General features: G+C 71.3%; 20 protein-coding genes. 12 read left to right on the top strand and 8 right to left on the bottom strand.

Features of this window, described 5'->3' with window-relative positions:
• Nucleotide 1: 1 nt before the first annotated feature.
• Nucleotides 2-700, bottom strand: a complete 699-nt coding sequence (locus AB0J66_RS22415) for a hypothetical protein (RefSeq protein WP_364663621.1) — start codon at nt 698-700, stop codon at nt 2-4.
• A gap of 80 nt (nt 701-780) precedes the next feature.
• On the bottom strand, nt 781-4,380 hold the full coding sequence (mfd, locus tag AB0J66_RS22410) for a transcription-repair coupling factor (protein WP_364663619.1): 3,600 nt from the start codon (nt 4,378-4,380) through the stop codon (nt 781-783).
• Nucleotides 4,381-4,544: 164 nt separating this feature from the next.
• Between mfd and AB0J66_RS22405 the strand changes: the two genes are divergently transcribed.
• From AB0J66_RS22405 to AB0J66_RS22380, 6 genes are all read left to right on the top strand, one after another.
• On the top strand, nt 4,545-6,284 hold the full coding sequence (locus tag AB0J66_RS22405) for an enoyl-CoA hydratase-related protein (RefSeq protein WP_364663616.1): 1,740 nt from the start codon (nt 4,545-4,547) through the stop codon (nt 6,282-6,284).
• Nucleotides 6,285-6,397: 113 nt separating this feature from the next.
• The gene (gene ppc, locus AB0J66_RS22400) at nt 6,398-9,193 is read left to right on the top strand and encodes a phosphoenolpyruvate carboxylase (RefSeq protein ID WP_364663613.1); all 2,796 of its coding nucleotides are present in this window, start codon (nt 6,398-6,400) and stop codon (nt 9,191-9,193) included.
• Between the two features lie 117 nt (nt 9,194-9,310).
• Nucleotides 9,311-10,648 carry a cellulase family glycosylhydrolase gene (locus AB0J66_RS22395; protein WP_364663611.1) on the top strand — a complete coding sequence of 446 codons (1,338 nt, stop codon included), beginning with the start codon at nt 9,311-9,313 and terminating at the stop codon, nt 10,646-10,648.
• A gap of 77 nt (nt 10,649-10,725) precedes the next feature.
• Nucleotides 10,726-11,907: an MFS transporter gene (locus AB0J66_RS22390; protein ID WP_364663609.1), complete on the top strand. Its 1,182-nt coding sequence runs from the start codon at nt 10,726-10,728 to the stop codon at nt 11,905-11,907.
• The gene (locus AB0J66_RS22385) at nt 11,904-12,641 is read left to right on the top strand and encodes a GntR family transcriptional regulator (protein WP_364663607.1); all 738 of its coding nucleotides are present in this window, start codon (nt 11,904-11,906) and stop codon (nt 12,639-12,641) included. Before AB0J66_RS22390 ends, AB0J66_RS22385 begins: the two co-directional genes overlap by 4 nt.
• 4 nt (nt 12,642-12,645) lie before the next feature.
• Nucleotides 12,646-13,011, top strand: coding sequence for a hypothetical protein (locus AB0J66_RS22380; protein WP_364663605.1), 366 nt, complete (start codon nt 12,646-12,648; stop codon nt 13,009-13,011).
• Between the two features lie 93 nt (nt 13,012-13,104).
• On the opposite strand, the gene AB0J66_RS22375 is transcribed toward AB0J66_RS22380, so the two are convergent.
• Nucleotides 13,105-13,275: a hypothetical protein gene (locus tag AB0J66_RS22375; RefSeq protein ID WP_364663603.1), complete on the bottom strand. Its 171-nt coding sequence runs from the start codon at nt 13,273-13,275 to the stop codon at nt 13,105-13,107.
• A gap of 72 nt (nt 13,276-13,347) precedes the next feature.
• Between AB0J66_RS22375 and AB0J66_RS22370 the strand changes: the two genes are divergently transcribed.
• The 4 genes from AB0J66_RS22370 (at nt 13,348) to AB0J66_RS22355 (ending at nt 14,917) form a co-directional block, all read left to right on the top strand.
• On the top strand, nt 13,348-13,689 hold the full coding sequence (locus AB0J66_RS22370; protein WP_364663601.1) for a hypothetical protein: 342 nt from the start codon (nt 13,348-13,350) through the stop codon (nt 13,687-13,689).
• A 77-nt stretch (nt 13,690-13,766) separates the two neighbouring features.
• Nucleotides 13,767-14,162, top strand: coding sequence for a hypothetical protein (locus tag AB0J66_RS22365; RefSeq protein WP_364663599.1), 396 nt, complete (start codon nt 13,767-13,769; stop codon nt 14,160-14,162).
• Nucleotides 14,163-14,240: 78 nt separating this feature from the next.
• Entirely contained in the window at nt 14,241-14,447 is a 207-nt protein-coding gene (locus AB0J66_RS22360) for a hypothetical protein (protein WP_364663596.1), read from the top strand.
• A 320-nt stretch (nt 14,448-14,767) separates the two neighbouring features.
• Nucleotides 14,768-14,917, top strand: a complete 150-nt coding sequence (locus tag AB0J66_RS22355; protein WP_364663593.1) for a hypothetical protein — start codon at nt 14,768-14,770, stop codon at nt 14,915-14,917.
• Nucleotides 14,918-15,391: 474 nt separating this feature from the next.
• Here AB0J66_RS22355 and AB0J66_RS22350 read toward each other — a convergent pair whose 3' ends face one another.
• Nucleotides 15,392-15,589, bottom strand: coding sequence for a hypothetical protein (locus tag AB0J66_RS22350; RefSeq protein ID WP_364663591.1), 198 nt, complete (start codon nt 15,587-15,589; stop codon nt 15,392-15,394).
• Nucleotides 15,586-16,101, bottom strand: a complete 516-nt coding sequence (locus tag AB0J66_RS22345; RefSeq protein WP_364663588.1) for a sigma-70 family RNA polymerase sigma factor — start codon at nt 16,099-16,101, stop codon at nt 15,586-15,588. Before AB0J66_RS22345 ends, AB0J66_RS22350 begins: the two co-directional genes overlap by 4 nt.
• Before the next feature lie 328 nt (nt 16,102-16,429).
• Here AB0J66_RS22345 and AB0J66_RS22340 point away from each other — a divergent pair, with 328 nt between their 5' ends.
• On the top strand, nt 16,430-18,112 hold the full coding sequence (locus AB0J66_RS22340; protein ID WP_364663585.1) for an MOSC and FAD-binding oxidoreductase domain-containing protein: 1,683 nt from the start codon (nt 16,430-16,432) through the stop codon (nt 18,110-18,112).
• On the opposite strand, the gene AB0J66_RS22335 is transcribed toward AB0J66_RS22340, so the two are convergent.
• The gene (locus tag AB0J66_RS22335; RefSeq protein WP_364663583.1) at nt 18,109-18,786 is read right to left on the bottom strand and encodes a response regulator transcription factor; all 678 of its coding nucleotides are present in this window, start codon (nt 18,784-18,786) and stop codon (nt 18,109-18,111) included. The genes AB0J66_RS22340 and AB0J66_RS22335 overlap by 4 nt on opposite strands.
• Complete coding sequence (locus AB0J66_RS22330; RefSeq protein ID WP_364663580.1) at nt 18,761-19,924, bottom strand: histidine kinase; 1,164 nt, start codon at nt 19,922-19,924, stop codon at nt 18,761-18,763. Before AB0J66_RS22330 ends, AB0J66_RS22335 begins: the two co-directional genes overlap by 26 nt.
• A 178-nt stretch (nt 19,925-20,102) precedes the next feature.
• Here AB0J66_RS22330 and AB0J66_RS22325 point away from each other — a divergent pair, with 178 nt between their 5' ends.
• Nucleotides 20,103-22,283, top strand: a complete 2,181-nt coding sequence (locus AB0J66_RS22325; protein ID WP_364663577.1) for an MMPL family transporter — start codon at nt 20,103-20,105, stop codon at nt 22,281-22,283.
• Here the strand turns inward: AB0J66_RS22325 and AB0J66_RS22320 are convergent.
• The gene (locus tag AB0J66_RS22320; RefSeq protein WP_364663574.1) at nt 22,276-22,818 is read right to left on the bottom strand and encodes a DUF4352 domain-containing protein; all 543 of its coding nucleotides are present in this window, start codon (nt 22,816-22,818) and stop codon (nt 22,276-22,278) included. The genes AB0J66_RS22325 and AB0J66_RS22320 overlap by 8 nt on opposite strands.
• Nucleotides 22,819-22,899 lie beyond the last annotated feature (81 nt).

The raw sequence follows: 22,899 nt of genomic DNA, 5'->3' as shown, positions 1-22,899 counted from the left end.
GTCAGGACACGTCGAGCACGGGGGCACCGGCGTCGGCCGTGCCCAGCGGGACGGTGACCAGGGGCCGGAGCTCGCCGTTCTGGGTCTGGAAGTCGAGGACCGAGATCTGCAGCGGCTGGTAGCGCGGGTTGACCTTGATGCGCAGCTCGCCGGCGGCCGAGGCCACCTCGTCGCGGACCGCGGCCGACGTCGAGACCAGCTGCTGGTTGTCGGCCGGCAGCTGGGTCTTGAACTGGTCGAACGACATGGCCGGGTCGACCTCGCCGGCCGCCGCGAGCTTGTCGTAGACCGATTTCAGGTCCTCGTCGGTGGGCTTGGCCGTCGACGAGCCGGCCCGCTCGCGGAGCAGGCGGATCAGCGCGTCGCTCTCGGCGTAGAGCCGCACGTACTCGGCGCTCTCGGGCAGCTTGAGCTGCGTCGCGTAGTCGCCGAGGGGCAGGTTGGCCGGCAGCGCCACGTTCTCCCGCTTGGCCACCTCGGTCATCACGTCGGCGCTGACCAGCGTCTTGACGATGTCGCCACGGGAGATGGGCACGCCACCCTTGGCCCCGGCCTCGGTGAGGGCGGCCTGGGCGTCGTCCCAGACCTGCTGGACGCGCTTCTCGGTGACCCGCCCGGAGTCGCCCACATAGGCGGCCACGGACGGTTCCGAACGGCAGGCGGAGAGGCCGGCCGCGGTCAGGGACGCGACGACAACCATGGATGCGAGTCGGCGGGCACGCTGCATGGTCAAGACTCTCTCACGCCCCGTATGACCCACGTCACCCGCCCCGCCGAACATCACACCTTGGCCGGCGCCGGCTCCCCCAGCACGTCGGTCAGCAGCTGGGCGCACCACTCCAGCAGGGCCTGGTCACGCAGCGGTTCGCCACCCAGGCGGCGGGTGCTCGGGCGCGGCACACTGACCTGGTCGTTGGCCGATTTGTAGACCGAGTCGGGGTGGTATCGCTTGAGCCGCATCTGCTTGGAGTCGGGCAGCGGCAGCGGCGAGAACCGGAGGTGCTTGCCCTGCATGGAGACGTCGGTCAGGCCGTACTGCCGGGCCCGCTGGCGGAACCGGGCCACCGCGATCAGGTTGGCCACCTGGGCCGGCGGCTCGCCGTAGCGGTCGGTCATCTCGGCCACGACCTCGCGCAGTTTCTCCTCGTCGCGGGCCTCGGCCAGCTTGCGGTACATCTCCAGGCGGAGCCGTTCGACCGAGATGTACTCGACCGGCAGATGCGCGTCGACCGGGAGGTCGATCTTGACTTCGGGCTCCTCCTCGGGGCGGTCGCCCTTGAACGCCTGGACGGCCTCGCCGACCATCCGGACGTACAGGTCGAAGCCGACGCCCTCGATGTGACCGGACTGCTCGCCGCCGAGCAGGTTGCCGGCGCCGCGGATCTCCAGGTCCTTCATGGCGACGTACATGCCGGCGCCGAGCTCGGTGTGCTGGGCGATGGTGGCCAGCCGCTCGTGGGCCTGCTCGGTGAGCGGCTTCTCCCGCGGGTAGAGGAAGTAGGCGTACGCCCGCTCGCGCCCCCGGCCGACCCGGCCCCGGATCTGGTGGAGCTGGGCCAGGCCGAGCAGGTCGGCCCGCTCGACGATCAGCGTGTTGGCGTTCGGGATGTCGATGCCGGACTCGACGATCGTGGTGCAGACCAGGACGTCGAACTCCTTCTCCCAGAAGCCGACCATGACCTTCTCGAGCTGCTCCTCGCTCATCTGGCCGTGGGCCACCGCGACCCGGGCCTCGGGGACCAGCTCGCGCAGCTTGCGGGCCGCCTTGTCGATCGACTCGACCCGGTTGTGCAGGTAGAAGACCTGGCCGTCGCGGAGCAGCTCGCGGTGCACGGCCGCCGCCACCTGCTTCTCGTCGTGGGCGCCGACGAAGGTGAGCACCGGGTGACGCTCCTCGGGCGGGGTGGCGATGGTCGACATCTCACGGATGCCGGTGATCGCCATCTCCAGGGTGCGCGGGATCGGGGTGGCCGACATGGTCAGCACGTCGACCGAGGCGCGCAGGGCCTTGAGCTGCTCCTTGTGCTCGACGCCGAAGCGCTGCTCCTCGTCCACGATGATCAGGCCGAGGTTCTTGAACTTGGTCGAGTTGGCCAGCAGCCGGTGGGTGCCGATCACGATGTCGGCCGTGCCGTTGGCGGCCTCCTCCAGGGTCAGCTGGGACTCCTTCGGCGTCTGGAACCGGGACAGCTGCTTGATGGTGAGCGGGAACTGGGACATGCGCTCGGTGAACGTGTTGTAGTGCTGCTGGGCGAGCAGCGTGGTCGGCACCAGCACGGCGACCTGCTTGCCGTCCTGCACCGCCTTGAACGCGGCCCGGACCGCGATCTCGGTCTTGCCGTAGCCGACGTCGCCGCAGATCAGCCGGTCCATCGGGACGGCCAGCTCCATGTCGTGCTTGACCTCGGAGATCGCGGCGAGCTGGTCGGGCGTCTCCTGGAACGGGAACGCGTCCTCCAGCTCGCGCTGCCACGGGGTGTCCGGGCCGAACGCGTGGCCCTGGGAGGCCTGCCGGGCCGCGTAGAGCTGGACCAGCTGGGCGGCGATCTCGCGGACCGCCTTGCGGGCCCGGGCCTTGCTCTTCTGCCAGTCGGCGCCGCCCATCTTGTGCAGCGCGGGCGACTCGCCACCGACGTAGCGGGAGAGCTGGTCGAGCTGGTCGGTGGGCACGTAGAGGCGGTCGCCGGGCTGGCCGCGCTTCGACGCCGCGTACTCCAGGACCATGTACTCGCGGTCGGCGCCGTTGACGGTGCGCTGCACGAGCTCCACGTAGCGGCCGATGCCGTGCTGCTCGTGCACCACGTGGTCGCCCGGCTTGAGCTCGAGCGGGTCGATGGTGTTGCGCCGCCGGGACGGCATCTTGCGCATGTCCTTCGTGGACGCGCCGCGGCCGCCGGTGATGTCGTTGCCCGTGATCACCGCGAGCTGCGAGGCGGCGTCGACGAAGCCGTGGTTGAGCCCGCCGCAGGTGACGATCAGCTGGCCCGGCTCGATCGGCTCCTCCAGCGAGTCGACCGGGGTGACGCCCAGGCCCGCGTCGCGCAGCACCTCGGTGGCCCGCTGGGCGGTGCCGTGGCCCTCGAAGACCAGCGCGATGGCCCAGCCCGCGGCGGCCCAGTCGTGCAGGTCGGCAGCGAGCTTGGCGGTGTCGCCGTGATAGAGCGGCACGGGCTGCGCGGCCAGTGCGATCGCGTCCCCGGAATCGGGCAACACCTCGACGGCCGGGGTCTCCAGCCAGGGCTGATCATCCTCAGCTGAGGATGATTCTTCGGCGAGGCCGAACGGCGACACCGTCCACCAGGGCTGGCGCAGGGTGGCGGCGTGGGCCCGGACGTCGGCCAGCGTGTGGAAGGCGGCCGCGCCGACATCGATCGGCGCCTGGCCACCCACGGCCGCGGCGGCCCAGGAGGCCTCGAGGAACTCAGCGGACGTACGGGTGAGGTCGTGCGCCCGGGTCCGGATGCGCTCGGGGTCGCAGAGCAACACGTGCGTGTCGGCCGGCAGGCAGTCGAGGAGCAGCTCCATGCTGTCGGTGCCGTCGAGCAGCGCCGGCGCGAGCGACTCCATGCCCTCGACCGGGATCCCCTCGGCCAGTTTGTCGAGAATCTCCCCGAGCTCGGGGTGTTCAGCGGCCAGGTCGGCAGCACGTGAACGCACGTCAGGGGTCAGCAGCAGCTCGCGGCACGGCGGCGCCCACAGACGCTGGACCTCCTCGATGGTGCGCTGGTCGGCCACGGCGAAGGTGCGGATCTCCTCGACCTCGTCGCCCCAGAACTCGACCCGGGACGGGTGCTCGTCGGTCGGCGGGAAGACGTCGAGGATGCCGCCGCGCACGGCGAACTCGCCGCGCTTGGTCACGAGATCGACCCGGGCGTACGCCATGTCGGTCAGCCGGCGCGCGACCTGCTCCAGCTCGGCCTCGCCGCCGGTGGTGAGCTCGACCGGCTCGAGGTCGCCGAGACCCTTGAGCTGCGGCTGCAGCACCGAGCGGACGGGCGCCACGACGACCTGGATCTCCTCGCCGGGCGCGGGGTGGGCGAGGCGGCGCAGCACGGCCAGGCGGCGGCCGACCGTGTCGGAGCGCGGCGAGAGCCGCTCGTGCGGCAGCGTCTCCCACGAGGGGTAGACCACGACCCGGTCGGCCGGGAGCAGGCAGCCCAGCGCGTCGGCCAGGTCGTCGGCCTCGCGGCTGGTGGCCGTGACGGCCAGGACGGGCCGCGACGCGCTGTCGGCCACGGTGGCGACCAGGAAGGGCCGCAGCGAGGCGGGCGCGGTCAGATCAAGTGAGTCGGAGTCGACGAAGCCCTTGCGCGCCAGGTCACGGGCGCGCGCGAGACCACGATCGCGAAGAGCGGCCGGGATCAGACCGGAAAGCTGCATGACGGTAGTTCCCCACGTCGAAAAACCCCAACGCCCGGGAGGGGCGGGGGTACCCGACCAAGTCTAGTCCGGGGGTCCGACATTCGATGGACGCACACCATGTCCGACATAACCTTCTATACCCGGTCAAGAGTGCGTGGGTACATCTCTTCAGGGGGGCCAACGTGCGAATCCTGCTGCTCGTTACGGCGTTCAACGGCCTCAGCCAGCGGGTCTGGTGTGCCCTGGGCGAGGCCGGGCACGACGTCGGGGTGCAGCTCGCGACCAGCGCGGCCGACATGATCGAGGGGGTCCGGCGGGCCGACCCGGAGCTGATCGTCTGCCCGTTCCTCAAGGACCGGGTGCCCGAGGAGATCTGGCGGGACCGGCGCACCGTGATCATCCATCCCGGGCCGGTCGGCGACCGCGGCCCGTCCTCGCTGGACTGGGCGATCACCGAGGGCGCGCGGGCCTGGGGCGTCACCGCGCTGCAGGCCGTCGAGGAGATGGACGCCGGGCCCATCTGGGCCACCCGCCGGTTCGCCCTCCCGGCGGCCCCGCCGCGCAAGTCGTCGCTCTACAACGGGCCGGTGGCCGACGCCGCCCTGGAGTGCGTCTTCGAGGTGGTGGCCAAGGCGGCCGATCCGTCCTTCACCCCGGCGCCGGCCGGCCGGGCCGATCCGCGGCCGCTGATGCGGCAGGACGACCGCGCCTTCGACTGGTCCGACCCGACCGAGCGCATCCTCCGCTCGATCCGCGCCGCCGACGGCGCCCCGGGGGTGCGCACCGAGATCGGTGGGCTGCCGGTCTTCGCCTACGACGCCACGCCCGGCCTGGCCCGCCAGGTGCGCCCCGGCCAGCTGCTCAGCCGCCGCCAGGGCGCGGTGCTGGTCGGCACCGGCGACGGCAGCCTCTGGCTCGGTCACCTGCGCGCCGCCGACGCCGAGCACCCGCGGGCCCGGATCAAGCTGCCGGCCACCACGCTGCTCGGGGCGCGGCTGCGAGGCGTACCGCACTCGCCCCTGCCGGTGGGCAGCGAGCCCGAGTCCCCCGCGGCCTATCGGCAGGTGCGCTACCGCCGGACCGGGCGGATCGGCTGGCTGAGTTTCGACTTCTACAACGGGGCGATGGCGCCCGGGCACTGCCGTCGGCTGCTGGCCGGGCTGCGGCACGCCGCCGCCCAGGACACCGACGTCCTGGTGCTGCGGGGCGGGACGGACGCCTTCAGCAACGGCATCCACCTCAACGTGATCGAGGCCGCTCCCGACCCGGCCGGCACGGCCTGGGTCAACATCCGGGCCATCAACGAGGTCTGCCGGGAGATCATCACCTGTACGCGGCAGGTCGTCGTGGCCGCCTACGCGGGGAGCGCGGGGGCCGGCGGCGTGATGCTCGGCCTGGGCGCGGACGTGGTGGCGGCGCGGGACGGGATCGTGCTCAACCCCTACTACGAGATGGGGCTGTACGGCTCCGAGCTGCACACCTTCACGTTGCCCCGCCGGGTCGGGGCCGACCAGGCCCAGGAGCTGGTCGACGGCAAGCTGCCGGTCAGCGCGGCCCGGGCGGCCACTCTCGGGCTGGTCGACGAGGTCGGCCCGCGGCACCCCGACGCGTACGGCGAATGGCTGACCGCCCTGGCCGAGCGCGAGAGTGACCCGCGACTGGCCCGCCGGCGCCGGCAGGCGAAGGCCCGGCGGCTGGCCGCCGAACGCGTCCCGCTGGAGGTCTACGAGGCCCGGGAGCTGGCCGAGATGAGCCGTGACATGTACGCCGACCGGTCCGGTTTCGCGGCCGCGCGGCGCTCGTTCGTCCTCAAGGAGCGCGCGATCGAGACCCCGCAGCGGCTGCTGCCCACCTGGCGGCAGACCGTCCCGGCCCCGGCCCGGCGGGCCAAGCTGCGGCCGGCCATTCCCGTCAGCGCCTGAATCGGGGCGTGAGACTTCCCTCAGTTTGCCCGGTGTCCGGGTCGCGCCGATACGATCGGCGAAGTCGGGACAGCGCTGTCCTGGAGCACCTTGAGGCGAAGGAGCGCCCCCCGATGACAGACCAGCAAGGCCACCTCGACCCTGAGGGGCCCGACGCAGCCCTGCGAGCGGACATTCGCCGGATCGGCACGCTGTTGGGCCAGACCCTGGCCCGCCAGGAGGGCCGGCCCCTGCTCGACCTGGTCGAGGAGGTCCGCGCCCTGGTCCGGCAGGACGCGCAGGCCGCGGCCGACCGGCTCGCCGCCATGGACATCACCACCGGCACCAAGCTGGCCCGCGCCTTCTCCACCTACTTCCACCTGGCCAACATCACCGAGCAGGTGCACCGGGCCCGTGACCTGCGGCGCCGGCGCGCCCGCGACGGCGGCTGGCTCGACCAGGCGGCCAAGCTGATCGCCGAGAAGGGCGTGCCGTCGGACGAGGTCGCCGCGGCGGCCCGCCGGCTCGCCGTGCGCCCGGTCTTCACCGCTCACCCGACCGAGGCGTCCCGCCGGTCGATCCTGTCGAAGCTGCGCCAGCTGGCCGACGCCCTGGACGCCGAGGCGGCGGCCGCGATCCTCTACGGCCAGTCCGACACCACCGCCTCGACGCGCAAGTTCGCCGAGGTCATCGACCTGCTGTGGCAGACCGACGAGCTGCGCCTGGACCGGCCCGAGCCGACCGACGAGGCCCGCAACGCGGTCTACTACCTGCGCGACCTGTACGCCGAGGCGGCCCCCCAGGTGCTCTCCGACCTGGCCGAGACGCTGCGCCAGCTCGGGGTGGAGACCGCCCCGACGGCCCGGCCGCTGACCTTCGGCTCGTGGATCGGCGGCGACCGGGACGGCAACCCGTTCGTCACCCCGGCCGTCACCCGCGACGTGCTGATGATCCAGCACGAGCACGGCATCCAGGCCGCCGAGGCGGCCATGGACCAGCTCATCGACGTGCTGTCGGTCTCCCGGCGGCTGCGCGGGGTCTCCCTCGACCTGTCCGCCTCGCTGGCCAAGGACCTGGACAACCTGCCCGAGGTGGCGCCCCGCTTCCGCCGCACGAACGCCGAGGAGCCGTACCGGCTCAAGGTCCGCGCGATCAAGGCGAAGCTGGCCAACACCCGCGAGCGGCTGCGCAACGGCACCGCCCACGTGCCCGGCCGCGACTACCTGGGCAGCGACGAGCTGATCAGCGACCTCGAGCTGATGCGGGCCTCGCTGGCCCGCAACTCGGGTCAGCTGACCGCGGTCGGCGTGGTCGCCACGACCATCCGCACCGTGTCGGCCTTCGGCCTGCAGCTGGCCACGCTCGACGTCCGGGAGCACGCGGAGAAGCACCACGAGGTCCTGCAGCAGATGTACGCGCAGGTCGGCGAGGTGGACGACTACGCCGCGCTGGACCGTCCGGAGCGCACCAAGCTGCTCGCGACCGAGCTCACCGGGCGGCGGCCGCTCTCCAGCGCCGACACCCCGCTGACCGACTCGGCCCGCAAGACCTTCGACGTGTTCAACACGATCCGTGAGGCCCAGGACAGCTTCGGGCAGGACGTCGTCGAGACGTACATCATCTCGATGACCCTGGGCGTCGACGACGTGCTGGCGGCGGCCGTGCTGGCCCGCGAGGCCGGCCTGGTCGACATCCACACCGGGCGGGCCCGGGTCAACATCGTGCCCCTGCTGGAGACCCCCGCCGAGCTGGACGCCGGTGGCGAACTGCTCGACGAGATGCTGTCGCTGCCGGCCTACCGCGAGATCGTGCGGGCCCGCGGCGACGTGCAGGAGGTCATGCTCGGCTACTCCGACTCGAACAAGGAGGGCGGCATCACCACCAGCCAGTGGGGCATCCACAAGGCGCAGCGCAACCTGCGTGACGTGGCGGCCCGGCACGGCGTGCGGCTGCGGCTCTTCCACGGCCGGGGCGGCACGGTCGGCCGGGGCGGCGGCCCCACCCACGAGGCGATCCTGGCCCAGCCGTACGGCACGCTGGACGGCGCGATCAAGGTGACCGAGCAGGGTGAGGTGATCAGCGACAAGTACACCCTCCCGGCCCTGGCCCGCGAGAACCTCGAGCTCACGGTGGCCGCGGTGCTGCAGGCGACGCTGCTGCACACCGAGCCGTCGGTCGACCAGGAGCGGCTCGCCCGCTGGGACGCGACCATGGACACCGCCTCGGAGGCGGCCTTCGGCACGTACCGCCGCCTGGTGGAGAACCCGGACCTGCCGGCCTACTTCTGGGCGGCCACCCCGACCGAGCTGCTGGGCCAGCTCAACATCGGCTCCCGCCCCTCGAAGCGCCCCAACGCGGACGCCGGCCTAGGCGGTCTGCGGGCCATCCCGTGGGTCTTCGGCTGGACCCAGACCCGGCAGATCGTGCCCGGCTGGTTCGGCGTCGGCTCCGGCCTCAAGGCGGCCCGCGAGGCGGGCAAGACCGAGGTGCTCCAGGAGATGTACGGAAACTGGCAGTTCTTCAAGACGTTCCTGTCCAACGTCGAGATGATGCTGTTCAAGACCGACCTGTCGATCGCCAAGCGCTACGTCGAGACGCTGGTGCCCGAGCACCTGCACCCGATCTTCGACACGATCCGGCAGGAGTACGAGCTGACGGTGCGCGAGGTCCTCGCCATCACCGGCACGTCCGAGCTGCTGGAGAGCCAGCCCGAGCTCAAGCGCACGCTGGGCGTCCGTGACACGTACCTGGAGCCGCTGCACCACCTGCAGGTGGCCCTGCTGCGCCAGTACCGCGACCTGAACGAGGCCGACCGTCAGCTCCAGGTGGGCCCGGGGGCGCGCCGCGCGCCGTCCGACTCCACGGCCCTGGAGCGGGCGCTGCTGACCTCGGTCAACGGCATCGCCGCGGGCATGCGCAACACCGGCTGATCTTCTGTCGATCGATGGCCGGGCTCCCCGCGCGGGGAGCCCGGCCATATTTACATGGGTAACTTTCCGTGTCATCGTGGGAGCGCTCCCACTCCCCCTCATGGAAGCGGATCCCCCATGCGCAAACTCCTCTTGACCGGGGCGGCCGTCCTCGCCACGGTCGCGACGGCGATCGTGGTGGCCCAGCCCGCCAGCGCCGAGACCGCGGCGTTCACCGTGGTCAGCTCCTGGAGCAACGGCTACCAGGGTCAGGTCGCGGTCACCAACAACACCTCGTCGACGATCACCACCTGGCGGGTCGAGCTGACCTTCCCCGCCGGGACGACCGTCTCGCAGACCTGGAACGCCACGCAGTCGGGCACGGTCTTCACGCCCGCCGGGTGGAACGGCACGCTGGCCCCCGGCGCGGCCACCAGTTTCGGCTTCATCGCCAACGGCTCCGGCCGGCCCACCTCGTGCCGGATCAACGGCGTGTCGTGTGACGGTTCGACGCCACCGCCCACCACTCCCCCGGCCACCACCCGGCCGCCGACCGGGACCACCCCGGTGGCGATCAACGGGCAGCTGCGGGTCTGCGGCGTCCACCTGTGCAACTCGTCCGGGCAGTCGGTCCAGCTTAAGGGCATGAGCACCCACGGCCTCCAGTGGTTCGCCGACTGCTACAACGACGCCTCGCTCGACGCGCTGGCCACCGACTGGCAGGCCAACCTGCTGCGGATCTCGATGTACGTGCAGGAGCAGGGCTACGAGACCAATCCGGCCGGCTTCACCTCGCGGGTCAACAGCCTGGTCGACGAGGCCTCCGAGCGCGGGCTCTACGCCATCATCGACTTCCACACGCTGACCCCGGGCGACCCGAACTACAACCTGGCCAACGCCAAGACGTTCTTCGCCAACGTCTCGGCCCGCAACGCGGCCAAGCCCAACGTCATCTACGAGATCACCAACGAGCCGAACGGGGTCAGCTGGGCCGGCATCAAGTCGTACGCCGAGCAGGTCATCCCGGTCATCCGGGCCAACGACCCGGACGCCGTGATCATCGTCGGCACCCGCGGCTGGTCGTCGCTGGGCGTCTCGGACGGCTCGAGCTCGTCGGAGATCATCGCCAACCCGGTCAACGCGTCCAACATCATGTACGCGTTCCACTTCTACGCGGCCTCGCACAAGGACAACTACCGGGCCGAGGTGCAGCGTGCGGCCGCCTCGCTGCCGCTGTTCGTCACCGAGTTCGGCACCGTGTCGGCCACCGGCGGCGGCCAGATCGACCTGGCCAGCACGGCGACCTGGCTCGACCTGCTGGACCGGCTGCAGATCAGCTACGCCAACTGGACGTACTCGGACGCCGACGAGTCCAGCGCCGCCTTCAAGCCCGGCACCTGCGGCGGGCCGACCTACGCGGGCACCGGCGTGCTGACCGAGTCGGGCATCTACCTGCGCAACCGCATCCGCTCCTGACCAACCCCGTGGCGCCTGTCCGACGCACATGTATCCTTTGCTTGTATAACAAGTGATGATTATGGCGGAGGACAGGCATGACGGTGCTCGAACGCGAGGCGATGAGCCCCGCGCAAGTGCGGCTCTCGGCCTCGCTGCTGGGGTCGTCACTGGTCGGGCGGCTGCCGCAGGCGATGTCCTCGCTGGCCCTGCTGCGGGTCGTGCTCGACGCGGGCGGCTCGTACGCGTTCGCCGGCGCTCTGACCTCCATCTACATCCTGTCCGGGACGGTCGGCGCGCCGCTGATCAGCCGCACGATCGACCGCACCGGGCGGGCCCGGCCGACCCTGCTGGCCGCGGCCGCCCTCTCCGGGGCCGCCTTCGCCGGCGTCGCCCTGACCGCCCCCGGCCAACCGGTCGCGGCCCTGATCCTCACGTTGATCGCCGGGCTCGCGGCCCCGCCGCTGGAGCCGGTCCTGCGCAGTCTGTGGCCCCACATCATGCGCCCCGGCGCGCAGCTCACCAAGGCGTTCAGCGCGGACGCGGCCGTCCAGGAACTGATCTTCGTCCTGGGCCCCCTGGTCAGCGCGATCACCATCGCCCTGCTGGGCGCGCCCGGCGCGGTCGCCGTGATGGGCGTGATCGGCCTGGCCGGCACCGTGATGTTCTGCTCGCACGGCCTGCTCGAGCGCACCACCCCGGTCGCCGCCACCGGCCGGCGGGGCTCGCCGCTACGGATCGGCGCGATCCGCAGCCTGGTCCTGGCCCAGGTCGCGGCCGGCGTCCCGGTCGGCGTGCTCGCCATCAGCGCGACCGCCCACGCCACCGGGGCCGGCGTCGCCGCGCTGTCCGGCTGGGCGCTGGCCCTCAACGGCATCGGGGCGTTCGCCGGCGCCGTCTACGTGAGCCGCCACCCCTTCCGGGCCGCCCCGGAACGTCTCGTACGCCCGGCGCTCGTGCTCGTCGCGCTCTTCTACGCGCCGACGGCCTGGGTGCAGGCCTCCCCGGCGTACTGGCTGATCGCCGCCTTCGTCAGCGGCATCTTCCTGGCCCCGTACCTCACCCTGGTCTTCCGGGCGACCGAGGCGAGCGCGCCGCCGGCCCTGGCCACCGAGGCCAACGCGTGGGTGGTGAGCGCCTTCAGCGTCGGGATCGGCGCCGGGACGTACGTCGCCGGGCTGTTGACCGACCACTGGGGAGCCGGTGGCAGCACCCTGGCCGTACTCGCCGCCTCGGCCCTCGCGGCGCTGACCGCGCGGTTGCTTACCATCAGCGCGTGACCGACCGTCTCTCGTTCCTGTCGACGCCGCTCGCCCGCGACGCGGCCGTGCCCCTGCGCGTCCAGGTGCACAGCCGCATCCTCGACGGCATCCGCACCGGCGTCCTCACCCCCGGCTCGATGATCCCGACCGAGAACGAGATCGGCCGCCTGCTGGGGGTGAGCCGCACGGTCGTCCGCGAAGCCCTGATGCTGCTCGACGAGGACGGCTTCATCGTCTCCCGCCGCGGCGTCGGCCGTTTCGTGGCCGACGCCGTGCCGCAGGCCGGGCTCGAACGCCTCCGCGCGATCGAGGACCTGCTGAGCATGCCCGGCAGCAAGCTGGAACTGCGCCGCACCCAGGCCGAGCGGCAAGGCAACACCTCGACTTACGTCGCGGAAGAGCTGGAGATCGCCGCCGGCTCGGCGGCCTGGTTCCTCGAGACGGTCGTACGCCGTGACGGCCAGCCCATCGCTCTGAGCCAGGAGCACTTCCCGGGTGACCGTGAGCTGCCACCCGTGGCCGCCGACCAGACACTGCTGGCCGCGCTCCTGGACCGGCCGGCGTCCGGCGTCGTCCGCTTCAGCGCCGGCCTGCTCGGCGAGTCCCGGGCGGCACCGCTCGGCGCCGACCCCGGCGAGCCCGTCCTGATCGTCACCCAGACCGCGAGACTCGACGGCCGCCCGATCTACCTGGCCAAGCACATGCTGCTGGCCGGCGCCGGCCAGCTCACGGTCCGGCAACCCGGTGCATAGCCTCGTGCGCCGCCTCCTGCCCGCGCTGGCCGACGACGGCCGCAGCTTCATCAGCCTCAGCCACGACGGGGGCTTCGTCGCCGGCGGCCTCACCGGCTGCATCGGCCCGCTCGGCCTGGTCGACCCCGCCACCAACGACGTCAGGCAGGTCACCGACATCCCCGACGGCGAGGGCACCTGGCACTACGGCCCCAACCCGGCCGGCGGCGACAGCACGCTGACCATGCAGTTCCAAGGCCAGGACGGCCTGCGCCTGCCGTGGTACGTCCGGGGCCCGGTCGAGTGGCGCTTCCACCCGGTCGCCCTCACCCTCGACATCATCAACCAGTCCGGCGACGCCGAGATCAGACACTGCTCGTTCCACGCCTGAGCTGCCACCGCGTGGTCAGGCCGGCATGCAGCGCAAAAGTGAGCAGCGGAAAGACGGCGGTGATGACGACGTTGGGCTCGACCCAGAACTCGATCAAGGTCCAGGGCAGCCGAACGCCTGCAGATAGAGCCCGACCAGCCCCGCCCCGATATTGGCGTCCGGACCGTGCAGGGCCGGCGCCGCCACAGCCACCCACAACCAGACCACCGGCAGCACCAGAACGGCGTGCGCCACCACGAGAAACCACCGCAAGACCCGCATCACCCAGCCAAACTATTGACCGGCGCGCGCCTCCACCTGAGTCGCCGTACTCAGAAACGCTGTACCGTCAGCGCCGTGGCACCCCTCCCGCAATTCATGATCATGGTCTACGAACGTGAGGTGCCGGAAAGCTCGACGGCCGCGCCACCCACGGTGCTCGAGGCCCACATGCACCTCCCCGGCCAGATCGCCGAGATCGGCGGCCGCATCATCTCCGGCCACGCCCTACGCCCGGCCGCGACGGCAGTCTCGATCCGCGACAACACCCGCTCCGCGGGCACCCTCGTCGAAAGCCCGCAAACCTTCGCCGGCTACTTCATCGTCGAAGCCTCCGACCTCGACCACGCCGTCTGGATCGCCCGCCTGATCCCCGTCACCGACGGCTGGGTCGAGGTTCGCCCCCTGCTGACTGTTTAGGTCGCTTTCTGCTGACTGTTCAGGCCGCTTTCTCGATCTCCGGGTCGGCGTAGCCCGGCCTGCGGGATCCTCGGTGGATGGCCTTCATCCCGGTTTGGCTGGGCTTGTGCCTGGCAGTCGTGGCCGGCTGCACCTCTGGTCCTGACACGCCCGAGTCCGCGCCGACCACCTCGCCCTACCGCGCCATCGAGGTCATCCCCGACGACCGGAGCGTCGACGTTCGTACCGCCGGGGTCATCGCCGGCTCGGGCGACGCGGCCGCCGTCACCTCCCACGCCTTCAACGACGGCGTCGTCCAGGTCGGCGTCCGCGCCGACCGGCTGACCACCGACAGCCGGCTCCGCTTGTGCGACATGCTGATCGACGAATTCCGCGACGACGGCACCGTCCGGCAGATCCTCGTCACCGGCGAACCGGACCCGCTCGTGCACTGGAACGCCCCAGACCCGCAATGCGTCGCCGACCCGGGCTGATCGGGCGGTTGCGCGAATTTGGGTGCCGGCCGGGCTCCGGGCCTGCGATGATGCCGTCTCCGGACGGGGAGGCTGGTCATGTCGCGATGGGCGATGCTGGACACGTGGGACCGCGACCTCCCCGGCCTCACCGATGAACAGCTGCTCGACCGGCTCCGGCTGGCGCGGGAGTACGAGCAGTCGTCCATGAGACCACCCCGCGCCCCGAAGGCCCGCCGCGACTGGCGCCGCCGCCGGGAAGCGGTCGAGGCGGAAATCGAAGCCCGAGGACTGGGCCATGGATGACCCGTTGTTGGCCGCCCTGGACCGGGGCGCTCCACCCCTGCCCGCGACGCTGCCGCCAGGCCTCGAGGTGGTCGCGGCCGCCGGCGCCTGGGGCGCCTACGGGTCGGTCGTGACGCTGTGGCGCGACGACGATGACGATCAGACCCTGACCAACGGCGTTCACCTGCTCGCCCGCTCCCCCGACGGCCGCTGGCAGGCCCCGGACGCCTGCTCCGGCTCCGGCTGGCCCGAGTGGGTGCTGAGCCGGCGTCGAGGTCAACTACGGCGGCAGCTCGATCACCGTCCCCGTCCCGCCGAGCGGCCTGCTCACCCTCCCGGGCGTGATCCGCTCCCCGTCCGACACAGCCACCTTCAACGGCTTCGCCGACGACGGCACCCTGCGGGCAACAGCCTTCTACCGCCCCTTGACCGACCTGGACCGCCGCGACGGCTGGCCCTCGGAATCCCTCTGGGCGGATCTCTCCATCTGATGACTCAGTCTTTGGCCGGCTGCATCATCGAAGCGTCCGGCCTGGACCACGCCATCTGAATCGGCCGCATGCTTCCGGTGACCGACGGCTGGGCGGGGGCCCGCTCCGTGCTCGCGGCCTGAGTCGCGCTCATCTTGGCGGCACCGGTCGGCGCGGGTGTTGACCGCCAGCAGAACCAACGCGAGAACGCCGAAGGTAACGAGGCCCCAGAGCAGGGCGCCCGGTTCGGTTCCCGATCGGCCGGCGGCCACGAAGATCGTTGCAATGGCGCCCGCGACAACGCCGACGCCACGCCACGGTGCAGTGCTCACTGATCCTCCTGGAGATGAGGAAGAGAACGGCACCCGGTTGCCGCCGGGTGCCGTTTTTGTACCCCTCCGATCTCGCCCTCCGGACTTACCGGGTTCTCGCTGGACGAATCCCGGGCCGGAGTCATCCGATGCCGCCACGACCCGCCGCATCGGACCACTTTTGTCACGGGCGCTCTGCTACCTCTTCCTCGCCGCGGGGGCCGGCGTGGAGGCCGGCCCCCTCAGCGGCTCGCGGACTCTTGAGCGGCGGTGAGAGCTCCAAGGACGTCATGACACGATCCTTGAAGCGCTCCTCATCACCACGGGAGATCTCGTCCGCGAAGGAAGCGGCAAGCTCGAGCAATCGCTTCTCGATGCTCAACCCGCCCCCTCCGGCCCCAGAATCTCTCGAAGCTCGTCCAGGGCCTTGGTGTGGAGTTTCTCCGCCTCGCTTCGTTTGAGGCCCATGGCACGGGCCGTCGCACTCAACGTCAGGTTGAGGAAGTACCGGATGAAAACGAGTTCGGCCTCGTCCGCGTCGAGCAGAAGGATCGCCTGCCGTACCTCGTAGCCCGGGTCCTCGGACACCTTCTTCCAGAAAGTTCGGTCCTCCTCGCCGGGAAGTTCCTGGTGCAGCTCCGGGCGGTTGGCCGCTTTCCGGAGACAGCTCAGGAACGTGTTCCGGACGACCTGGAAGACGTAACCGGTCTGGGTCTTGAACAGGTGTCGCTTGCGCGCATCGCCCCACTGCCGGTAGATCGCGCCGGCGGCCTCGAAGGCGATGTCCTCGTAGAGGTGACGCCCACAAATGCCGTGGGCCGACCTGAGCAGCAGATCGGATCCGCCGTCGGAGAACCACGCGGCGAAGTCGTCGTTGAGTTGTGTTTCCGGCACCGCGTCGTCCGCGGTGCGCCGCTGCGCGAAGCAACGACCAGACGCAGGAGTCCCAGGATCCCCGCCTGGGCCGCCGGTGAGATCGCTCTCGTTGGCGACTCCGGTGGTGTCGTCCGTTCCCGGGGCAGGTAAGAAACTACCCATTCCGATGGGCACCTCTCACAGTGCACGCTCCAGCTCCAGCGACTGGAGCTGAGTGGGCGTAGCCCTCCTACTTCATTCAACGCCTCGGCGGGCAGCTTTTTGCCGGCGCCGCGTCGCCGATCTGGTCGACCCGCGTGAAGGGTGGGCAGACGGGCCGGCCTGAGGCCAAGATGTCAGGGTGGCGATGTTGCGGTCAGTCAACGTTGGTCTGCCCAAAGAGGTGCTGTGGCGTGGGCGGTCCGTCTACACGGGCATCTGGAAGTCGCCGGTCGACGGGCCGGCTGTGGTGCGGCGGCTCAACATCGACGGGGACGGGCAGGGGGATCTCGGCGGGCACGGCGGGGAGATGCGGGCCGTGTTCGTGTACCAGCTCGATTCGTACCGCTACTGGCAGAAGTTCCTGGGGCGGGACGATTTCGGGTTCGGGCAGTTCGGTGAGAACTTCACGGTCGAGGGGCTGGCCGACGACGAGGTGCACATCGGCGATCGCTACCGGATCGGCTCGGCGCTGTTCGAGGTGACGCAGCCGCGGGTGACCTGCTATCGGGTCGGGATCCGGATGGACGACCCGCGGATGCCGGCGCTTCTCGTGCAGCATCACCGGCCCGGCTTCTACTTCCGGGTGCTTGAGGAGGGCGAGGTCCGGTCCGGTGACGACATCGTCAAAGTCGCCGACGGGCCGGAGGCAATGACCGTGTCCGAAATGGACGCGCTGCTCTACCTGCCGGGGCATTCGCGGGAGCGGATCGAGCGGGCGTTGCGCATTCCGGCGCTCAGCCCGGGCTGGCAGGGGTCGTTCCGGGCGATGCTCGATCAGCCGGCGGCGGCGCGTGGGAACGCCGGTCTGGTCGCCACGGCGCCGCCGCCGGCGTGGCCCGGGTTCCGGGCGCTGCGGGTGACCGCGGTCGAGCCGGAGAGCAGCACGATCACTTCGGTCCGGCTGGCCGATCCGGACGGCGCCCCGCTGCCGGCGGCACTTCCAGGTCAATTTCTGACAGTACGGATGAAAGCCGCTCTCGTCCGCAGCTATTCGCTCTCCAGCCGGCCGGGTGACGCCGAGTACCGGATCAGCGTCAAGCGGGAGCCGCACGGCGTGGGCAGCGAGTACCTGCACGCGCACGTCCGCTCCGGCGATCTGCTCGACGTCGCCGCGCCCCGCGGCTCGTTCGTCCTTCAACCGGGCGACGGGCCGGTCGTGCTGATCAGCGGCGGTGTCGGGGCGACCCCCGTCCTGGCCATGCTGTACGCGCTGGCCGAGACGAAACGAGAAGTGTGGTGGATTCAGGCCGCCCGCAACGGCGCCGAGCGCCCGTTCGCGGCCGAGGCGGCCGCCCTGCTGGCTCGCCTGCCCCGGGCCCATTCGTATGTCTGCTACAGCCATCCCCGCCCCGAGGACCGCGACTACGACTTCACCGGCCGCCTGTCGGCCGATCTGCTCGGGACGCTCGATCTGCCCGCCGGCGCCGACATCTACCTGTGCGGCCCGGCCGGCCTCGAGAAAGCCGCACCGGCCGCCCACGTCGAGGCCTTCGGGGCCCACGCCGCCCTGACCCCCGGCATCAGCGCGAGATCAACCCGCCCTCCGCATCCGCCGGAGGGTGAGCCGGGCACCGGCCCGGCTGTGTCGTTCGTCCGCAGCGACCTGACCGTCCCCTGGCCGGACGGCGCCGGCAGCCTGCTCGACCTGGCCGAGGCGTGCGACGTCCCGGTCCGCTGGTCGTGCCGCGTCGGCGTCTGCCACAACTGCGAGTCCGGCCTGCTCTCGGGCGAGGTCACCTACACCACCGACCCGGTCGACCCGCCGGCCGAGGGCAACGTGCTGATCTGTTCCGCCCAGCCCCGCGGCGACGTCGTCCTGGATCTCTAAGGCAGCGGGTCGCCCGGGCGGACCAGGCCGCTCTGGTAGGACAGGACGACCAGCTGGGCGCGGTCGCGGGCGTTGAGTTTGGCCATGGCCCGGTTGACGTGGGTCTTGGCGGTCAGCGGGGAGACGTAGAGCTTGGTGGCGATGTCCTCGTTGGACAGGCCGTGGGCGACCAGCACGAGGATCTCGCGTTCGCGGTCGGTGAGCACGTCGAGGGCGGCCAGGGCCTGGGCCGGCGGTGGGCGCAGCTGGTCGAGGAAGCGGCCGACCAGGCCCTGGGTGGCCCGCGGGGAGAGCAGGGCCTCGCCGCCGGCCACGACGCGGATCGCGGTGACCAGGTCGGCCGGGGCGACGTTCTTGCCGAGGAAGCCGCTCGCGCCGGCTTGCAGGGCCAGCACCACGTTGTCGTCGTTCTCGAACGTGGTGAGCACGAGGACCCGTACGCCCGCCAGGTGGTCGTCGGCGCAGATGCGCCGCGTCGCCTCGAGCCCGTCCATGTGGGGCATGCGGATGTCCATCAGCACCACGTCGACCCGGGCCGAGCGGGCCAGCTCGACCGCCTCCTTCCCGTCGGACGCCTCGCCCGCCACCTCCAAACCGTCCTCGGCGTCGAGGATCATCTTGAAGCCGGCCCGGATCAGCGCCTGATCGTCAGCCAGCAGCACGCGGATCGTCATCGGTGGCTCCCTTCAGCGCTGCCGGCAGAACGGCGTGCACGCGGTAGTGGCCGGCGTCGTCCGGCCCGGTGGTCAGGGTTCCGTGGGCGGCGGCGGCCCGTTCGCGCATGCCGATCAGGCCGAAGCCGGAGCCGGACTTCGTGGCCACCCGGAACGGGACGATCGTGTTGGTGACGTCGATGGTGATCTCGTCCGGCTCGAACGACATCCGCAGGTGAGCCGAGCCGTCCCCGTAGCGGTGGGCGTTGGTCAGGGCCTCCTGCACGATCCGGTACGCGGCGAGATCGGTCACGGCCGGCAACGCGCGCGGTTCGCCCCTTTTGTCAACGTCGACCCGGAAGCCCGCCGCGCCGAGACCGCTGAGCAGCTCCGGCAGGCGGTCGAGGCCGGAGGTGGGCTCGGTGCTGTCCACCTCGTCGGGGTCGCGCAGGACGCCGATGACCGACTGGATCTCGTGCAGCACGGTGTCGGCCGCCTCGCGGATGTGCCCGAGCACCGGCCAGACCTGCTCCGGGTGTTTCTGCAGCACGTGCCCGGCGGCGCCGGCCTGCACGCTGATCACCGCGATGTGGTGCGCGACCACGTCATGCAGTTCCCGCGCGATGCGCAGACGTTCATCCATCACCCGGCGCCGGGCTTCCTCTTCGCGGGTCTGTTCCGCTTGGCGGGCCCTCTCGGTCACTTCCAGGATGTACGCCCGGCGCGAGCGCACGCCGAGTCCCAGGCCGGCCCCGCCGAAGATCCAGGAGAAGGCGGCCAGCGACTGGATGTTCCACCAGCTGTGGGTGTCGGCGATCAACCCGGTCACGAAGATCGCGGCCGACACCGCGCACGCCACCTCGCGCGGCCGGTACGGCACCGCGTACATCACCACGCCGAGCGCCAGCAGCAGCCCGCCGCCCGGCGCCTTGATGGCGATGGTCACCAGCGTGGCCACCGTGACGACGGCGAGGGTGGGCAGCGGGAACCGGCGGCGGGTGAAGACGGCCAGGACCGCGATCGTGGTGAGCAGGACGTACCGCCGCTCGCCCGTCGTCTCCTCGAGCTTGATCGTGGCCCATCCGAGGAGAACGGCGATGAGCAGATCCCACAGCAGGGACTGGCGCCGGAGAGCCCACGCCTCGACCTTCGTCATCATCACCCCCGACGGTAGGCGCAGCCGTCGCGGCCCGGCGTCGTCTCGGCGCAGTAGCCGCCCGGCCGGAGGAATACCGCCGGCGCAGTAGCAGCCGACCGCGCTGGGACGACGCCCTTTCCACCCGATCCCGGGACCGTTGTGAGGTCACTTCTTCTCGACCTCTCGGAGGGCAACTCAGGTGGCGACTCTCCTCTACCGGCTCGGCCGGTTCTCGTTCCGGCGGCGCGGCCGGGTGACCGTCATGTGGCTGCTGTTGTTCGCGATCCTCGGGGTCGGCGCGGCCACCCTCTCCGGCCCGACGAGCAGCGCCTTCTCCATTCCCGGCACGGAGTCGTCGCGGGCCATGGAGGTGATCGCCGAGAAGATGGGCGGGGGCGGCGGCGACACCGCGTCGGCCCAAGTGGTCTTCACGGTCGGCGGCAGCGCCCAGCTGACCGACACCGACCAGCAGGCCGCGCTGAAGCGGGCGGTGACCGCGCTGAAGGGCGCGCCCGAGGTGGCCGCGGTCTCGGAGCCGACGATGTCGGCCGACAAGCAGACTGCGTACGCCGGCGTCACCTACAAGGTCGCGGCCGGCGACGTCACCGAGGAGGACCGCGAGGCGCTGTACGCGGCCGGGCGCACCGCCGAGTCGGCCGGCGTCGAGGTCGAGTTCGGCGGCACCGCCACCCAGGCCGCCGAGGCCGGCGGGGCGACCGAGGCGATCGGGGTCGTCGTGGCCGCGGTGGTCCTGGTCATCACGTTCGGCGCGCTCGTCGCGGCCGGCCTGCCGCTGCTCACCGCCCTGCTCAGCGTGGGCGTGGGCATGCTCGGCATCCAGATCGCGACCGGCTTCTTCGACCTCAGCGGCTCCACCTCGGCTCTGGCCACCATGCTCGGCCTGGCCGTCGGCATCGACTACGCGCTGTTCGTGGTCTCCCGCTACCGGCACGAGCTGGCCGAGGGCCGCGGCTCTGCTGTCCCGCAGCGGAAAACCGATGCCAGATCACTTCAAGAAGAGGCCGTGGGCCGGGCCATCGGCACCGCCGGCTCCGCGGTGGTCTTCGCCGGCCTCACCGTGATCATCGCGCTGTCCGCGCTCTCGGTGGTCGGTATCGGCTTCCTCACCAGCATGGGCCTGGCCGCCGCGTTCACCGTCGCAGTGGCCGTGCTCATCACGCTCTCGTTGCTGCCGGCCCTGCTCGGTTTCGCCGGCGATCGGATCCTGCCCAAGAAGCCGCGGCGGGCCCGGACCGGCATGACGTTCGGCGAGCGCTGGGCCCGGCTCGTGGTGCGCCGCCGGGTGCCCGCCCTGCTGATGGCCGCGGGCGTGCTCGCGGTGATCGCCATCCCGGCTGTGAACCTGCGGCTGGCCCTGCCCGACGACAGCACGGCCGCCGTCGACTCGACTCAGCGCAAGGCGTACGACCAGCTGGCCGAGGGCTTCGGGGCCGGCTTCAACGGGCCGCTGATCGTGGTCGTGGAGGCCCCGGCGGGGCAGGTCAAGGCGGCGGCCCAGGACGCCTCGAAGGTCATCGCCGGGCTGGACGACGTCGTCATGGTCGCCCCGCCGACGGTCAACCAGGCGGGCGACACCGCGCTGCTGACTGTGGTCCCGGGCAGCGGGCCGAGCAGCGAGGCGACCCAGGACCTGGTCACCGCCATCCGGGCCCACTCGGTGGCCGGGGCGACGCTGGCGGTCACCGGCACCACGGCCGTCAACATCGACGTCTCCGAGAAATTGAACGACGCGCTGATTCCGTACCTCGCGGTGGTCGTGGGTCTGGCGATCCTGCTTTTGATGCTGGTCTTCCGGAGCATCGCCGTGCCGGTCAAGGCGACGCTGGGCTTCCTGCTCTCGGTGGCCGCCACGTTCGGCGCGGTGGTCGCGGTCTTCCAGTGGGGCTGGCTCTCGGGGCTGCTGGGGCTGGACAGCACCGGGCCGATCGTCAGCATCATGCCGATCTTCCTCATCGGCGTGCTGTTCGGCCTGGCCATGGACTACGAGGTGTTCCTGGTGACCCGGGCCCGCGAGGAGTTCGTGCACGGGGCGTCGCCGGACGAGGCCGTGATCAGCGGCGTCCGGCACGGGGCGCGGGTGGTGACGGCGGCCGCCCTCATCATGATCAGCGTGTTCGCCGGCTTCATCCTGGCCGACGACGCGATCATCAAGTCGCTCGGTTTCGCGCTCGCCTTCGGCGTCGCGGTCGACGCCTTCGGAGTCCGGATGACGATCGTGCCGGCCGTGCTGTCCCTGCTGGGCCGGTCGGCCTGGTGGCTGCCGCGCTGGCTCGACCGGGCCCTGCCCGACGTCGACATCGAGGGTTCCCGCCTCACGCCGGCGCCCCCGCGCGAGGAACTCGTCGGCGCGGCTAACTGACGGCGATCTTGGCGCCGCCGGTGTCGAACGACTCGTGCAGCACCAGCGACGTCAGGGTCCCGCCCTTGGGCACGTCGAAGATCAGCGTGCCGCGGGCCTGTGACCCCGGGTTGATCGGGTAGATGAAGTTGCGGTCGGGGTTGACCACGACCCCGGCCTGCATGTCGGTGGCGAACTCGGCGCCCTTGTCGTCATAGGCGACCTGGGCCGCGCTGTCGAACGGGGCGGCGCGCGACGACGCGTTGCGGACGATGACGTCGGCCAGGCAGAACGAGCCTTTCGGCTCGACGTCGACCGAGCCGTCGCTGACCTTGGCCACCCGGCAGCGTACGGCCGTGACGGTGAAGACGAACTTGCCGTCCTTGACCGCCGCGCCGAGCTGGCCGCCCGAGGTCACGAGGACCTCCCCGCCGTCGCGGTTGCGCCATTTGTCGAAACCGAGCAGGCCGGCGGCGGCGAGGAGGGCGAATGCGATGACTAGTCCGAGGATCCGCGGCCATCGCGACTTGGCGGGTGCTAACGCGGGAGCGGTCACGCACCACATCCAAACCATGACGGTCAGCGTCCGCAGTGGCCCGTTCAGTTGATGTTTCCAACCCATTACGGCGGTAGGCCG

Source organism: Actinoplanes sp. NPDC049598, from assembly GCF_040675435.1.
Classification (GTDB): domain Bacteria; phylum Actinomycetota; class Actinomycetes; order Mycobacteriales; family Micromonosporaceae; genus Actinoplanes.
This window is presented reverse-complemented; position numbering and strand designations above follow the sequence as displayed.

Bases quoted from the DNA above. Each gene is read 5' to 3' on its own strand.
- AB0J66_RS22390 (WP_364663609.1), top strand. From the start codon at position 10,726: ATGACGGTGCTCGAACGCGAGGCGATGAGCCCCGCGCAAGTGCGGCTC.
- AB0J66_RS22335 (WP_364663583.1), bottom strand. From the start codon at position 18,786: ATGACGATCCGCGTGCTGCTGGCTGACGATCAGGCGCTGATCCGGGCC.
- mfd (WP_364663619.1), bottom strand. From the start codon at position 4,380: ATGCAGCTTTCCGGTCTGATCCCGGCCGCTCTTCGCGATCGTGGTCTC.
- AB0J66_RS22330 (WP_364663580.1), bottom strand. From the start codon at position 19,924: ATGATGACGAAGGTCGAGGCGTGGGCTCTCCGGCGCCAGTCCCTGCTG.
- AB0J66_RS22360 (WP_364663596.1), top strand. From the start codon at position 14,241: ATGTCGCGATGGGCGATGCTGGACACGTGGGACCGCGACCTCCCCGGC.
- ppc (WP_364663613.1), top strand. From the start codon at position 6,398: ATGACAGACCAGCAAGGCCACCTCGACCCTGAGGGGCCCGACGCAGCC.
- AB0J66_RS22395 (WP_364663611.1), top strand. From the start codon at position 9,311: ATGCGCAAACTCCTCTTGACCGGGGCGGCCGTCCTCGCCACGGTCGCG.
- AB0J66_RS22415 (WP_364663621.1), bottom strand. From the start codon at position 700: ATGGTTGTCGTCGCGTCCCTGACCGCGGCCGGCCTCTCCGCCTGCCGT.
- AB0J66_RS22340 (WP_364663585.1), top strand. From the start codon at position 16,430: ATGTTGCGGTCAGTCAACGTTGGTCTGCCCAAAGAGGTGCTGTGGCGT.
- AB0J66_RS22365 (WP_364663599.1), top strand. From the start codon at position 13,767: ATGGCCTTCATCCCGGTTTGGCTGGGCTTGTGCCTGGCAGTCGTGGCC.